General features: G+C 71.9%; 15 protein-coding genes. 10 read left to right on the top strand and 5 right to left on the bottom strand.

The genetic code is table 11. The annotated features are described in order from the left end of the window. The first annotated feature begins 4 nt into the window (after positions 1-4). The 3 genes from LXN57_RS08035 to LXN57_RS08025 all read left to right on the top strand — a co-directional run bounded on the left by LXN57_RS08035 (position 5) and on the right by LXN57_RS08025 (position 3,548). Entirely contained in the window at positions 5-691 is a 687-nt protein-coding gene (locus tag LXN57_RS08035; protein WP_251797383.1) for an L-ribulose-5-phosphate 4-epimerase, read from the top strand. Next, entirely contained in the window at positions 684-2,165 is a 1,482-nt protein-coding gene (gene araA / locus LXN57_RS08030; RefSeq protein WP_251797382.1) for an L-arabinose isomerase, read from the top strand. The genes LXN57_RS08035 and araA overlap by 8 nt, the downstream gene beginning before the upstream one ends. Positions 2,166-2,348: 183 nt before the next feature. Beyond that, positions 2,349-3,548: a lanthionine synthetase LanC family protein gene (locus LXN57_RS08025; RefSeq protein ID WP_251797381.1), complete on the top strand. Its 1,200-nt coding sequence runs from the start codon at positions 2,349-2,351 to the stop codon at positions 3,546-3,548. Here the strand turns inward: LXN57_RS08025 and LXN57_RS08020 are convergent. Together LXN57_RS08020 and LXN57_RS08015 are read right to left on the bottom strand one after the other, a co-directional pair. Further along, complete coding sequence (locus tag LXN57_RS08020; RefSeq protein ID WP_251797380.1) at positions 3,538-4,422, bottom strand: hypothetical protein; 885 nt, start codon at positions 4,420-4,422, stop codon at positions 3,538-3,540. The genes LXN57_RS08025 and LXN57_RS08020 overlap by 11 nt on opposite strands. A gap of 27 nt (positions 4,423-4,449) precedes the next feature. Next, the gene (locus LXN57_RS08015; protein WP_251797379.1) at positions 4,450-5,319 is read right to left on the bottom strand and encodes a substrate-binding domain-containing protein; all 870 of its coding nucleotides are present in this window, start codon (positions 5,317-5,319) and stop codon (positions 4,450-4,452) included. Between the two features lie 569 nt (positions 5,320-5,888). Between LXN57_RS08015 and LXN57_RS08010 the strand changes: the two genes are divergently transcribed. Then, a complete protein-coding gene (locus LXN57_RS08010) occupies positions 5,889-6,365 on the top strand; it encodes a DUF6082 family protein (protein ID WP_251797378.1) in 477 nt (158 codons plus the stop codon). Positions 6,366-6,444: 79 nt separating this feature from the next. Further along, positions 6,445-7,020: a hypothetical protein gene (locus LXN57_RS08005; protein WP_251797377.1), complete on the top strand. Its 576-nt coding sequence runs from the start codon at positions 6,445-6,447 to the stop codon at positions 7,018-7,020. A 205-nt stretch (positions 7,021-7,225) separates the two neighbouring features. On the opposite strand, the gene LXN57_RS08000 is transcribed toward LXN57_RS08005, so the two are convergent. Next, complete coding sequence (locus LXN57_RS08000; protein WP_251797376.1) at positions 7,226-7,990, bottom strand: GNAT family N-acetyltransferase; 765 nt, start codon at positions 7,988-7,990, stop codon at positions 7,226-7,228. Between the two features lie 102 nt (positions 7,991-8,092). Here LXN57_RS08000 and LXN57_RS07995 point away from each other — a divergent pair, with 102 nt between their 5' ends. From LXN57_RS07995 to LXN57_RS07985, 3 genes are all read left to right on the top strand, one after another. After that, a complete protein-coding gene (locus LXN57_RS07995) occupies positions 8,093-8,230 on the top strand; it encodes a hypothetical protein (RefSeq protein WP_251797375.1) in 138 nt (45 codons plus the stop codon). Next, the gene (locus tag LXN57_RS07990) at positions 8,227-8,967 is read left to right on the top strand and encodes a GNAT family N-acetyltransferase (RefSeq protein WP_251797374.1); all 741 of its coding nucleotides are present in this window, start codon (positions 8,227-8,229) and stop codon (positions 8,965-8,967) included. The genes LXN57_RS07995 and LXN57_RS07990 overlap by 4 nt, the downstream gene beginning before the upstream one ends. A 111-nt stretch (positions 8,968-9,078) precedes the next feature. Then, positions 9,079-9,513, top strand: coding sequence for an STAS domain-containing protein (locus tag LXN57_RS07985; protein WP_251797373.1), 435 nt, complete (start codon positions 9,079-9,081; stop codon positions 9,511-9,513). On the opposite strand, the gene LXN57_RS07980 is transcribed toward LXN57_RS07985, so the two are convergent. Beyond that, positions 9,399-10,397 carry a nitronate monooxygenase gene (locus tag LXN57_RS07980; RefSeq protein WP_251797372.1) on the bottom strand — a complete coding sequence of 333 codons (999 nt, stop codon included), beginning with the start codon at positions 10,395-10,397 and terminating at the stop codon, positions 9,399-9,401. The genes LXN57_RS07985 and LXN57_RS07980 overlap by 115 nt on opposite strands. Positions 10,398-10,406: 9 nt before the next feature. Then, complete coding sequence (locus LXN57_RS07975; protein WP_251797371.1) at positions 10,407-11,003, bottom strand: TetR family transcriptional regulator; 597 nt, start codon at positions 11,001-11,003, stop codon at positions 10,407-10,409. 72 nt (positions 11,004-11,075) lie between these two features. On the opposite strand from LXN57_RS07975, the gene LXN57_RS07970 reads away from it, so the two are divergent. Together LXN57_RS07970 and LXN57_RS07965 are read left to right on the top strand one after the other, a co-directional pair. Then, positions 11,076-12,443, top strand: coding sequence for a TrpB-like pyridoxal phosphate-dependent enzyme (locus LXN57_RS07970; RefSeq protein ID WP_251797370.1), 1,368 nt, complete (start codon positions 11,076-11,078; stop codon positions 12,441-12,443). A 26-nt stretch (positions 12,444-12,469) separates the two neighbouring features. Next, positions 12,470-13,234, top strand: a complete 765-nt coding sequence (locus LXN57_RS07965; RefSeq protein WP_251797369.1) for a hypothetical protein — start codon at positions 12,470-12,472, stop codon at positions 13,232-13,234. Positions 13,235-13,323 lie beyond the last annotated feature (89 nt).

The raw sequence follows: 13,323 nt of genomic DNA, 5'->3' as shown, positions 1-13,323 counted from the left end.
AATCATGCGCGTTTCTCAGACGATCGCTCAGATTCGTGCGGAAGTTTGTGACCTGCACGCTCATCTCACGCGGTGGGGGCTGGTCACCTGGACGGCCGGCAACGTCTCGGCCCGGGTGCCCGGCGAGGATCTGCTGGTGATCAAGCCGTCGGGGGTCGAGTACGACTCGCTCACGCCGGAGTCGATGGTGGTCTGCGACCTCGACGGCACGCTGGTCGAGGGTGAGCACAGCCCGTCCAGCGACACGGCCTCGCACGCGTACGTCTACCGCCACATGCCCGAGGTCAACGGCGTCGTGCACACGCACAGCCCGTACGCCACCGCCTGGGCCGCCCTCGGCGAGCCGATCCCGTGCTCGCTCACGGCGATGGCCGACGAGTTCGGCGGGGACATCCCGATCGGGCCGTTCGCGCTGATCGGCAGCGACGACATCGGGCGCGGCATCGTCGAGACGCTGCGGGGCTCGCGCTCGCCCGCGGTGCTGATGCGCCAGCACGGCCCGTTCACGATCGGCCCCACGGCCAAGGCCGCCGTGAAGGCCGCCGTCATGTGCGAGGACGTCGCGCGCACGATGCACCTGGCTCGTCAGCTCGGTCCGATCGACCGGCTGCCCGCAACCGCCGTGGACCGGCTCTTCGACCGGTACCAGAACGTCTACGGCCAGCACCTGATGGAGGAGAGCAATGAGTGAGCACGAGGTCTGGTTCCTGACCGGAAGCCAGGGACTCTACGGCCCCGAGACCCTTGATCAGGTCGCTGCGCAGTCGCGACAGATCTCGGAGGTCCTGGCGTCGTCGCTGGACGTCAAGGTCGTCTGGAAGCCGGTGCTGACCTCCGCCTCAGCGATCCTGGACGTGGTGCAGGAGGCGAACGCGGCGCCGGGCGTCATCGGCGTCATCACCTGGATGCACACGTTCTCCCCGGCCAAGATGTGGATCGCCGGCCTCGACGCGCTGCGCACCCCGCTGCTGCACCTGCACACCCAGGCCAACGTCGAACTGCCGTGGGCGTCCATCGACATGGACTTCATGAACCTGAACCAGGCCGCCCACGGCGACCGCGAGTTCGGCTACATCGAGGCCCGGCTGGGCGTCGCGCGCAAGACAGTGGCCGGACACGTCACCAATCCGCGCGTTGTTGAGCGAATCTCCACCTGGGTGCGCGCGGCGCGCGGTCTGGCGGCGATGCGAACGCTCAAACTCGCGCGTTTCGGCGACAACATGCGCGATGTGGCGGTGACCGAGGGCGACAAGGTCGAGGCCCAGCTGCGCTTCGGCGTCTCGGTCAACACGTACGGGGTGAACGACCTCGTGAAGGTCGTCGACCAGGTGCTAGACACCGAGATCGACAAGCTGGTGGGGGAGTACGCCGACCTCTACGACATCGCTCCCGAGCTGCGCGACGGCGGCGACCGGCACGACTCGCTGCGCTACGCGGCCCGGATCGAGCTCGGCCTGCGCGTGTTCCTCGAGGCCGGCGGCTTCCAGGCCTTCACCACGAACTTCGAGGACCTGGGCGGCCTGCGCCAGCTGCCCGGCCTGGCCGTGCAGCGCCTCATGGGCGACGGCTACGGCTTCGGCGGCGAGGGCGACTGGAAGACGTCGGTGCTGCTGCACACCCTGAAGGCGATGGCCCCCGGCGGCACGTCCTTCATGGAGGACTACACCTACGACCTGACACCGGGCGACGAGCGCATCCTGGGCGCCCACATGCTCGAGGTCTGCCCCTCCATCGCCGCTGCCCGGCCCCGCCTCGAGATCCACCCGCTCGGCATCGGCGGCCGCGACGACCCGGTGCGCATGGTCTTCGACGCCGCGCCCGGCCCGGCGGTAGTGGTCGGCCTGACCGACATGGGCGAGCGTTTCCGTCTGGTGGCCAACGAGATCGAGGTCGTGCCCCCGTCGTCCCCGCTGCCCAAGCTGCCGGTCGCGCGGGCGGTGTGGAAGCCGGCCCCCGACTTCGCCACCTCCACCGAGGCCTGGCTGACCGCGGGCGGCCCGCACCACACCGTGCTGTCGTCCGCGGTCGGCGCCGAGGAGCTGACCGACCTGGCCGAGATGCTGTCCACCGAGCTGCTGGTGATCGACGGCGCCACGTCGATCCGTCAGTTCGCCAAGGAGGTCCGCTGGAACCAGGCGTACTACCGTCTGGCCCGCGGATTCTGACCGCACGGGACGCCCGGGCCGAGCCCTCACCGGCCCGCTCGGCTCGGGCGGTTTGATGTGCTCGGCTCGGGCGGTTTGATGTGCTCGGTCCGGGCGGTTTGATGTGCTCGGCTCGGGCGGTTTGATGTGCTCGGTCCGGGCGGTTTGATGCGGCACGGCCCGGCGGTCTGATGGGATGGGCCCATGCCGGACCGGGATGCAGCCGAGGCACTGGCCCGCGGAGCACTGGACTGGCTGACCGGTTCCGCCGGGAACGATCTCGACCGGACGTTGTACAGCGGTACAGCCGGTGTCGTGCTCGCCCTGCTGGAGGGCCAGCGCCACTTCGGGGACGACCGCTACGGCGACGCCGCTCTTCGCGGCGCGGCCTTCCTGGCCGCCTCGGTCGAGGACGACGAGGGCTGCTCGCTGTATTTCGGCCTGACCGGAACGGCGGTCGCCCTGCGCTCGGTGCACCGCCTGCTCGGCGACGAGCAGGCGGACCGGGCGGCGGACCGGGCGGCGGACCGGGCCCTGAGCCTCGTGCGCTCCCGTTTCGACGGCCGCGGCTGGGGCGACATGCACGAGCTGCTGTTCGGTAACGCCGGCATCGCGCTCGGCGCCCTGCACGCCGGCGACCTCGACCTGGCCGTCCTGGCTGTGGAGCCCTACCTGCGCACGGCCGACGCCACGCCCGGTGGGGTCAACTGGGGGGTCCGCCCCACGCCGCCGCGCTCGCATCACATCGCCCACGGAACGCTGGGCATCGTGTACGCGCTGGCCGCCGTGGGCGCCGCCGCCGGCCGTGACGACCTGATCGAGCTGGCCCTGGCCGGAGCGGCCGATGTGGTCGCCCGTGACGAGGCCGGACCGGCAGGCTTCCTCGTCCCGCATTCGGATCCGCAACACCGGCCCGGGCTGATCGAGCGCTACAGCTACGGCTGGTGCAACGGCCCGGCCGGCGACGCCCAGGTCTTCCGCCTGCTCGGCGCGCTCACCGGCGACAGCGCCTGGGCCGTCCGAGCTGACCGCTGCTGGCACACCGTCACCCACAGCGGTCTGCCGCGCCGGGTGCGCCCCGGCTTCTGGGACAACAACGGCCGCTGCTGCGGAACGGCGGGCGTCCTGGCGCTCGCCTGTGACCGGCACGTCGAGCAGGGCGAGCCGCTCGACTTCGCCGACGTGCTGGTCGACGACCTGCGCACCCGGGCCACGGCCGACGCCGGCGGGGTGCGCTGGTCGAACCACGAACACCGGGCGACGCCGAGCGCGCTCGAACCCGAGGCCGGATGGGCCATGGGCAACGCCGGGATCGTGCGCGAGCTGCTGCGGTACGCCCGCGTCACCGCCGGCGCCGATCCGGCATACGCGGTGCCGTGGCCCGACCACCCGCCTACGCGCTGACCGGGCCCGAGCCGTCCCACCATTTCAGGACCGTCAGCGCGCGGGCGGTGTTCCACCTGCTGTCGCCGGGCGGCTCGATGGCGAACCACTGCTTGCCCGCATAGGGGGAGTAGGTGGACCAGCGGCCGTTCCTCTTCCTGGCGCCGCGCAGGATTCCGATCGCGTCGCCGAGGCGGTCGTCCCGCACCTGGGCGAGCCGGAAATGCTCCAGGCCGCGCAGCACGTCGAAGTGCCATTCCGGGAAGGCGGGGAAACGCACGCTGGCCGCGATGGCCACCTCGCCGGTGCGGTGCGACTGATACAGCTTGTGGCGCAGGAAGAACGCCCGTCCGCGCTTCGCCGCCTCGCTGGTGTCCACCGGGCCGTCGTACGCGGAAAGGGCCTCCAACGCCAGGATCGTGGTGTGGAAGGAGCCGTGCAGATCAGCGGTGTCTCGGCTCCTGCAGTTCCAGCCGCCGTCGGTCTGCTGGCGTTTGAGCAGGTGAGTGACCAGGTCGTCGAGCCCCGCGGCGCAGAAGCGGAAATGGCTCGTGATCCGCACCAGGATCGACGCGATGCAGGTTTCCGGGCTCCGCCATCGCGCGCGCCATTCCCACAGCTGTTCGCAGCCCCTCAGCGCCGCCGGGTGGCCCGGTTCCAGGCCGAGCCAGATCAAACGCAGCAGGGTGTACGTCGTGGAGGTCCACTTCGGGGAGTAGACGCCCTCACCCCAGCCGCCGTCGTCGTTCTGCGCGGCGAGGAGTCTCGCGCCCCAGCCCTCGGCCGCCACCCGGCGCTGCTCCCGCTCGACCTCGCCCGGAGACGCGCCGGTCAGATCTCGCAGCACCCGCCACCGGACGGCCGGATCGCCCTCGAGCAGCCATTGCTCGACCATCCTGACACTCTAGGCAGCAGCCCTGGCTCAGGCCACCGCGCTGACCGTGCCCCGCGTCATCAGCACCGGCTCGAGGCGCACCGACTCGGCGTCCCGGCTGTTGGCGCCGAGTTGGTCGAGCAGCAGGCGCAGCGCCTCGCGGCCCACATCGGCGAATTCCTGCCGCACCGTGGTCAGCGCGGGATTGATGTAGCCGGCCTCGGGCACGTCGTCGAAGCCGACCACGCTGACGTCCTCGGGGATGCGGCGGCCGTGCTCGGTCATCGCGCGCATGACGCCCAGGGCGATGTCGTCGCTGGCGGCGAAGACGGCCGTGCACGACGGGTTGTCGGCGAGCAGGCGGCCGCAGCGGTAGCCGGAGGCGGCCGACCACTCGGCGCGGACCGTCGGGGGCGCCTGCACGCCGGCCTCGGCGAGCGCGGCCCGCCAGCCGGCCTCGCGGGCACGGCTGCCGTGCCACTGCTCGGGGCCGGCCACGTGCCAGACCGTGCGGTGGCCGTTGGCCAGCAGGTGCCGGGTGGCGAGCAGCCCGCCCGCGTGCTGGTCGACCGAGACGTTGGCGGTGGGGCAGCGGGGCGGTCCGTCCACGGTCACCACCGGCATGCCGGCCGGGACGGCGTCGAGCACCGCGGCCGCCGCGTCGACCGGCGCCACGACGATCAGGCCGGCCACGCCCTGACCGGTCAGGCGGACGACGAGGCGGCGGGTGGCGGCCACCGAGTCGTAGCCGCAGACGTGCCCGACGGTGACCGGCAGGCCGGCGTCGAGCCCGGCGTCGCCGATGGCCCGGACCATGCTGGCCGGGCCGTACAGGGTCGTGTTCTGGGCGACCACGCCGATGACGGGGGAACGGGTGTCGCTGCCGCGGGAAGGGAGCGGCGCAGGACGCGTCCTCATACCTGGTCCTTTGCTCCGGAGGCCCCACGAAACCTCGGCCTGGGAGGGGATGAACGCAAACATGGCTGTTCCTGTCGCGTCCGGTCAACCCCTCGTTACGTCCTTGTTACGTCGTCCACAAAAGGACAAAGAGGAAGGCCGCCGGAGCCGCCTCCCGGCGGGGCCGTGGCGGTGGCCATAGCGACCTGATTGTCCGGATCGGCGAGGAAACCGGCATTGTTCGCGTTCGCCGTTTTCGGCGGTGACGGTGACAGATGGTATGTGGAGAGCTGCACAAGGCATCGAATCGGGCATGGACTACTCGTCCTACGCACGAAGGCCTATGCATCGTGACCTGCGCATGCACACCGCGGCGGCCCTGACAATACTCCGACCGAGCGACCGGATCACGCGTCTGTCCAGTACGGAATACATCGCAACTGCTCACGTGCCGACGGTGCCAGACTTCGTTGTCGAAGCCTTCGGGCACGAAAGAGCTATGGGAAACCGCGCCCCCTGATCGTCAGCGCGCACCAGCCGGCGGCCCCCTGACCGCAGCCGGAGCCGCGCACAAGGAACAGAGAGTGATGATGACCGATCTACCCACCGTCGTGTCGATTGCCGCGCTCCTCGCCGTCGTTATTGCCCTCGTCGTGCAGCAGCAACAGGCCCGCACCGCGCAGATGGTCGACGTCCGCGAGCGCCACTTCGAGCTGATCAAGCTGATGCTCGACCATCCCGAGCTGGACTACAACGCCACCGACCGCCCGCCCTCCGACGAGCGGAAGACCGCGATCGGCATGAGCCTGTGGATGGCCCACTGGAACACCCTGTGGCACATCGGCAAACTCGACGAGAAGGCGCTGCGCTTCAACCTGGAGGATCTGTTCGCCAACCCCGAGGCGCGCAGTTGGTGGCGCCGGGTGTCGAGCGCCTGGTCGTCGAAGGGCACGCGCAGGGAACGCCGCTTCCTCACGATCGTCGGCGAGGAGTGCGAGGCCGCGCGGGCCAAGCTGTCCGTGCAGCGGCGCGAGCCGGTCAACAGCGGTTCCGGCGTACGGGACTAAGTCTCAACCCGGCGGTGCCGGTGCCGAAGTAGGAGGTCCCCCCTATCGGCACCCACCCCCGCCGAGGTGCAGTTTGAGCGTGTTCCGTTATGCCCTGAGGACGGCCGGCTTCGCCGCGCTCTACCTGGCGGCCACGGTCGCCGGGCTGGCTACGGCCGCGTCCGGTTCCGGCGTACGCCTGTTCTGGCCGGCCGCCGCCGTCGGCGCGCTCTGGCTGGTGGCGCAGGGCCGCTACGGCCGGCGCAACCTGGACGTCATCGCGCTCAGCGTGGCCGCCGTGCTCGCCCCGGGCAACGACGGCGGCCTGCTGCACTCGTTCGTGCAGGCCGTGCCCCAGGTCGTGCCGGCGCTGCTGTTCGCGTGGCTGTTCGACCGCCGGCTGCCCGGATACTGGCTCGGCCACGGCGACCGGTTCCGCCGCGCCGGGGCCGCGCTGGCCCGGCTGGCCGGGGTCGCGGCGCTCTCCGCCCTGTCGGCGGCGGTGCTGCTCAAGGTCGTCAACACCGACCTGGGCCTCGGTGAGGCCGGTTACGTCTTCGTCCGCGACGCCGCCGCGCTGCTCCTGGTCGTGCTGGCAGCCCGGGGCATCCGCCGCCTGACCACCCGCCGCGGCGCCGAACCCACCGATCGCCCCCGCCTCACGCTGGTCAAGTAACTCCCGCCCCGCGAGCCGCCAACAGCTGCCCCGCGCCGCTCGCCGGCGCGCTGTCCGGCGCAGCTCGCCCCGCGTCGTCCGGCCGGGCCCGCGCCGCTCGCCCGCTGGTGCGCCGCTCGTGGCCGCGAAGGTGGGCGGGCCGTCCGGCTCGCCGGGAGTTCTGCGCAAAGCGCTGCCCGCCCGGCCGGGCGGGCAGCGGGCGGCGTCACGCGCCCGAGGCGAACACTGTCCAGTTCTCGGCCAGCTCGAAACCCATCGCGCGGTAGAGCGGAAACCCGTCCGGCGTAGCGTGCAGGAAGGCGGTGCGGGCACCGGCCGCGTAGGCGTCACGGAGCACGGCGGCGGTCGCGACCCGGCCGTAGCCCTTGCGGCGGAAGGCGGGCGGCACGGCGATGTTGAAGACGCCCACCTGGTCGCCCACCAGCAACCCGAACGACGTGGCCACCGGCACCCCGTCGACCTCGACCAGGTAGCCGCTCGCGCCCGGCAGCTCGACGACGGCGGGCTCGGCGAAGATCGTGAACAGCGGTTCCGGCGCCTCGAAGCCGGCCGCCATCGTGCGCTGGTAGGACATGCTGTCGGAACTCGTGATGCGGCGCGCGGTGGGCACGTCGGCCGCGTCCGCCGCGGTCAGCTCGCGCACCATGAACGGCAGCGGCATGCTGCCGGTGAGGCCGTGCTTGTCGGCGACGCCGACGATCCGCTGGTCGACGTCGTCGCCGCGCACGTGGATCGTCCACGCCACGTCGTTGAGCCGGGGCGAGGCGGCGAGCTCGGCGATCTCGTCGGGCGACGGGTCGCGGGTGATCGCGGCGACGCCGTTCAGCGAGGGGAACGGCGCGCCCGTGACGATCTCGGCGGTGCCGCCGGGCGTCTGGCTGAACCACCCGTCGCGCTGCGAGCCGGCGAGAAGCTTGAGGGCGCCGAGCCAGGCGCGGGCCGCGATGTCAGCGGTATCAACCAGAGTCACCTTTCCAACGTAGGAGTCCGCACCCTCGCCGCGGGCCCGGTATGGGCAGGCTCACGTGCGGCGCGGGACACGCGGCCCAGCGGTGCGTGGCAGTCTGGCGGCGTGACAGCAGAGCTCGACGCACCCACGAAGCGGCTGCTCGACGCGGCCGACGCCAACGACACCGACGCGTTCCCGGCCGGGTTCACGGCCGACGGCGTCGTCGACGACCGCGTCTCGCGGATGACCATCCGGGCATGATCTACCGGGACCGGGCGGACCGGCTCGTCCAGACTGTGCTGGCGGCCAACCGGTCGTACCTGCTGGGCTGGAACGACGGTCCGGCGACGGGTGACGTCTACCGCAGCGGCCTGCCGCACGCTCCGCTCAACGGCGTGGTGCGCCTGGCCGGCCGGGCCCCGGCCGAGGCGTACGCGCAGGCCGGTGTCCTTCTCGACGGTGTCCCGCGCGTGTGGTGGGTCGGCGCGGACAGCGACCCCGGCACCGCCGAGGCCCTCGAAGCCCTGGGCGCCCGGCTGGTGAACCGCCTGCCCGTCATGGTGGCCGAGGTCGCCGCCGCCTCGGTGGTGCCCGAACCGTCGGGCGTCTCCATTGAGGAAGCCCGCGACATCGGCGAGTTCGTCACCGCGTACGCGCAGGTCTCCGGAATCCCGCCCGAGGCGGCGCCGAGGGCGGCTGAGCGCGAGAAGACCTTCGGCCACGCCGTGCTGCGCCTGGCGGCCCGCCTCGACGACGGCCGGATCGCCGGCACCGCCGAGGCCTGGTTCACCGACGGCCTGGTGACGCTGTATTTCGTGGGCACCCGTCCCGACCACCGTCGACGCGGCATCGGTGCCGCCCTGACCCAGGCCGTCCTGCGCCGGGCGGCCGTGCGGGGCATCCCGATGGCCGCGCTGACCTCCACCCCGATCGCCGTCCCGGTCTACGAGCGCCTGGGCTTCCACGAGATCAGCCGGTATCAGCTGTACGCCTTCTGAAGGGGGCGGCGGCGCCCCGCGCCACCCACGCCACGAACTCCGCGATGTGTCACAGCCGCCGGCTGAGGACGGTCGTCACGTCAGGAGTTGTCGCGAGGGGGAGACGCAGCAATGCTCACGAACATCGATACGACCATCGCGCCGGGCTGGCAGCTCGAGGTCACCGCCACTGCGGCGCCGCCGGGCGCGCGTGTGACCGGCGAGGTCGACCTGGCCACGCTGCCGATCTTCGATCTGGTGCTGGAACTGCTGGCCGGGTGCGCCGGTGACGTCGTCCTGGACCTGTCGGCCGTCACCTTCATCGACATCGGCGGCGCCCGGGCGCTGGCGTGGGCCACCCAGCGGATCCGGGCGGCCGGGCGCCGGCTCTGGATGCGCGATCCGTCGCCCGCGGTGCGCCGGATGATCGACTTGCTCGGCTGGGCCGGCCTCTACGACTGGGAACCGGGCATGAGCGTGGCCACCAGCGCCGCGGTGGTGCCGCTGCGCGCGGAGCGGAAGCCGGTGCCCGCCCACAGGTTGATGCCCTCGGCGTCGGCGGCCTGAGCTGCGGCAGCACGGATCGGCGCCGTCAGGTGGTGCACAGCCGGGTAGCCGATCGGCGCCGCTGGGGTGTAGGTGTCGGTGAACCGGTTGCGCAGCGCCCGCGCCGGGTGCCCGGTGAAGGCCCGCGTGACCACCGTAGCGGTGGCCCGCCCGGCCAGCATGAACTCGCGTTGCGCGGGACGGGTGCCGGCCTCGTCGGCCAGCAGGAACGCCGTACCGCACTGCACGGCCACCGCCCCGGCCGCGAGCAGCCGCTCGACGTCGGCGGCCACGGCCACACCGCCGGCAGCGACGATCGGCACCTCCGCCTTGACCGCCGCGAGGACCTCCAGGGTGGTGGTGTCGCCGGTGAAGCCGGCCGGGCTGGTGGTGGCCGAGTGGCCGCCGGCCCCGCCACCCTGCGCGATCAGCGCGTCCGGCCCGGCGGCGAGGGCCCGCGCAGCCTCGCCGGCTGACGTCACGGTGATCAGCACGCGCGAGCCGGCCCGTTGCAACGCGGTCACCACGGCCCGCTCGGGCACCCCGAAGGTGAAGCTGACGAGCGGAACGCCGTACGCGATGGCCAGCTCGACCTTCTCGGCGAAACGATCGTCGTCGTCGAGTCGCAGCGCGGGTAGCTCGACCCCGTAGCGCTCGGCCTCGGGGCGCAGCAGCTCGCGGTAGCGCTCCACGGCCCGACCGTCGGCCGGCGGGCCCGGCACGAAGATGTTCAGCCCGTACGCCCCGCCGACCGCCCGGAGTTCGGCCTCGACCGCCGGGGGAGACTTGTAGCCGGCGGCCAGGAAGCCGGTCGCGCCCGCCGCGGTGGCCGCCGTGACCAGGGCCGGTGTGGACGGACCGCCCGCCATCGGGGCGACGACGAGGGGCCGGATCAGGTCGTGCATGAGCCGACCCTACGTGGCCGGCTTCTTCGACAGCACCGCCCCGACGAGGTCGGCGAGCGGGCCGACCAGCTGTTCCTTGGTCGCCGAGGCGAGCGGCTCGAGCTCCGTCTTGGAGCGCAGCATCGCGATGCCCAGCGAGGCCGCGATGGTGATCTGGGCGCGTAGCAACAGGTCGTCGTCGCCCTCGGCCCAGCCGGCCAGGACGGCCAGGTTGCGGGCGTACGTGCGCAGGATGCCGACCCGGATCTCGTCGGCCCGGGCATCGCCCGAGGAGCGCAGCAGCAGCACCAGCTGGCGCGGGAAGCCGTCGGAATCGATGCCGGCCGCCTGCTCGGCGATGCGTTCCGGCACCTCGGCCAGGGTCGCCGTGCCGGCCGCGCGCCGCATGTCGTCGACGGCGCTGGTCAGGCAGGCCTCGAACAGGCCCTCCTTGGACTGGAAGTAGCGGCTGATCAGCGCCACGTTCACCCCGGCGTCGTCGGCGATGTCGCGGACGGTCGTGGCCGCGTACCCGTCGTTGGCGAACCGCTGCCGGGCGGCATCGAGCAGCAGCTGGCGCGTGCGGGCGGCGTCGCGGCGACGGGTGGTCGGTGAAGGGCTGGTCACCCGAACAGCGTACCGGTCCTCGAACGGATGTAAACGGCTGTTGACGAGAGCCGCAGGGTGCATGATCGGGGCATGAGCGACGACGCCACGAAGATCCTGCTGTCCGAATCGGAGATGCCGACCAGCTGGTACAACATCGTGCCGGACCTGCCGAGCCCGCCCCCGCCCGTGCTGCACCCCGGCACTCTGCAACCGGTCGGCCCGGACGACCTGGCGCCGCTGTTCCCGATGGCCCTCATCGAGCAGGAGGTCACGACCGAGCGCTACGTGACCATCCCGCCCGAGGTGCTCGAGGTCTACCGACTGTGGCGGCCGTCGCCGCTGTACCGCGCGCACCGGCTCGAGAAGGCGCTCGGCACCCCCGCCAAGATCTATTACAAGTACGAGGGTGTGTCGCCGGCCGGATCGCACAAGCCCAACACCGCGGTGCCCCAGGCCTACTACAACGCCTCGGCCGGCATCCGGCGGCTCACCACCGAGACCGGCGCCGGTCAGTGGGGCACGGCGCTGGCCTTCGCGGCCGCCCAGTTCGGCCTCGAGTGTGAGATCTGGCAGGTCCGGGCCTCGTACGACCAGAAGCCGTACCGCAAACTGATGATCGAGACCTTCGGCGGCACCGTCCACCCGTCGCCGTCCGAGCTGACCGAGGCCGGGCGCAAGATGCTGGCCGACGACCCCGACTCACCTGGCTCGCTGGGTATCGCCATCAGCGAGGCCGTCGAGGTCGCCGCCCAGCACCCAGATACAAACTACGCCCTCGGCAGCGTGCTCAACCATGTGCTGCTGCACCAGACGGTCATCGGCGAGGAGGCCCTGCTCCAACTGGCCAAGGTTGGCGCCGTACCCGATGTGATCGTCGGTTGCACGGGCGGCGGCTCCAACTTCGCCGGGCTCGCGTTCCCGTTCCTGCGGGAGAAGCTGGCGGGCCGGATGGCGCCGGTGATCCGCGCGGTCGAGCCGGCGTCCTGCCCGTCGCTGACCAAGGGCGTCTACGCGTACGACTTCGGCGACACCGCCGGGATGACGCCCCTGATGAAGATGCACACGCTCGGTCACGACTTCATCCCCGACCCGATCCACGCGGGCGGGCTGCGCTACCACGGCATGGCCCCGCTGATCTCGCACGTCTACGAGCTCGGGCTGATGGAGGCCGTGGCCAAGACGCAGCGCGAGTGCTTCGAGGCCGGGGTCGCGTTCGCCCGCTCCGAGGGCATCATCCCGGCCCCGGAGCCGACCCACGCGCTCGCGGCCTGCATCGAGGAGGCGTTGCGGTGCAAGGAGACCGGGGAGTCCAAGGTGATTCTCACGGCGCTCTGCGGCCATGGTCATCTCGACCTTCCGGCGTACGGGAAATTCCTGTCGGGCGAGATGGCCGACCACGCGCTGTCCGGCGAGGCGGTCGCGGCCGCCCAGTCGAGGCTGCCCGCCGTGCCGGCCTGAGTGGTGGCGGCGGATAGAGTCGGTCGGTGTCCCGAGGTCCCCGCCGGCTGAGCGCGCACCGCATGGCCCTGGCGCTGGCCCTGGTGGCGGCGGCTCCACCCCTGGTCATCCACAACGGCTGGCCCGGGCTGGCGGCCGCCGTCGCCGCCGTGGTGTACGCCGCCTACCTGCTGCTCGGCAAGCGGTGGTCCCTGCAGCGGCGTCAGGTCACCCGGCCCGGTCCGGCGCTGTCCGCGTGCGCCCGCGCGCTCGCCACGCTGCTGGCCGCGGACGGGTTCGCGCGGGACAGGTACGTCTTCCGGCGCTACAACGAGGCCGGTGACGCCCTGCTGGTCGACTTGCATCCGCTGCCTTCGGTGGACGGTGCTACGCGGTTCGCCGTCCACGTGGGGTTCCTGCTCGCCCCGTACTGGGAGTGGGAGAAGCACTCGTTCGGGTATCCGCCCGAGAAGCGCCCGGACATGTCGCACGTCAACTGGGTCCAGCAGGTGACCCCGGTCGACTGGTCGGAGGACGCCCCTTCCCGGTACGACGAGTGGGTGGTCACTGACGAGCCCGAGGCCCCCGCCGTGGCCGAGCGGATCCACCGGCGGCTGCCCGACCTGCTGCTCTGGCTCGACCGCGACCTGCTGTGGCGCGCTGCGATGGGCGGCTCGACCGAGCTCGGCACCATCTCCGAGCAGCTCAAGATATGGCTGCTGGTCGAGCGCGGCCAGTCCGAGGAGCTACGCGAACTGCTCGACGAAGATGACGGCGACGTCTGGGACTTCGCCAAGCGCCGAACGGAGTGAGCGTTCGGGCGTTGAGCGTTCGGGCGTTGAGCGTTCGGGCGTTGAGCGTTCGGGCGTTGAGCGTTCGGGCGTTGAGCGTTCGGGCGTTG

Source organism: Paractinoplanes hotanensis, assembly GCF_023717965.1.
Lineage (GTDB): Bacteria > Actinomycetota > Actinomycetes > Mycobacteriales > Micromonosporaceae > Actinoplanes > Actinoplanes polyasparticus.
The sequence above is the reverse complement of the archived record's forward strand: the minus strand, read 5'-3'. Positions and strand labels throughout refer to the sequence as shown.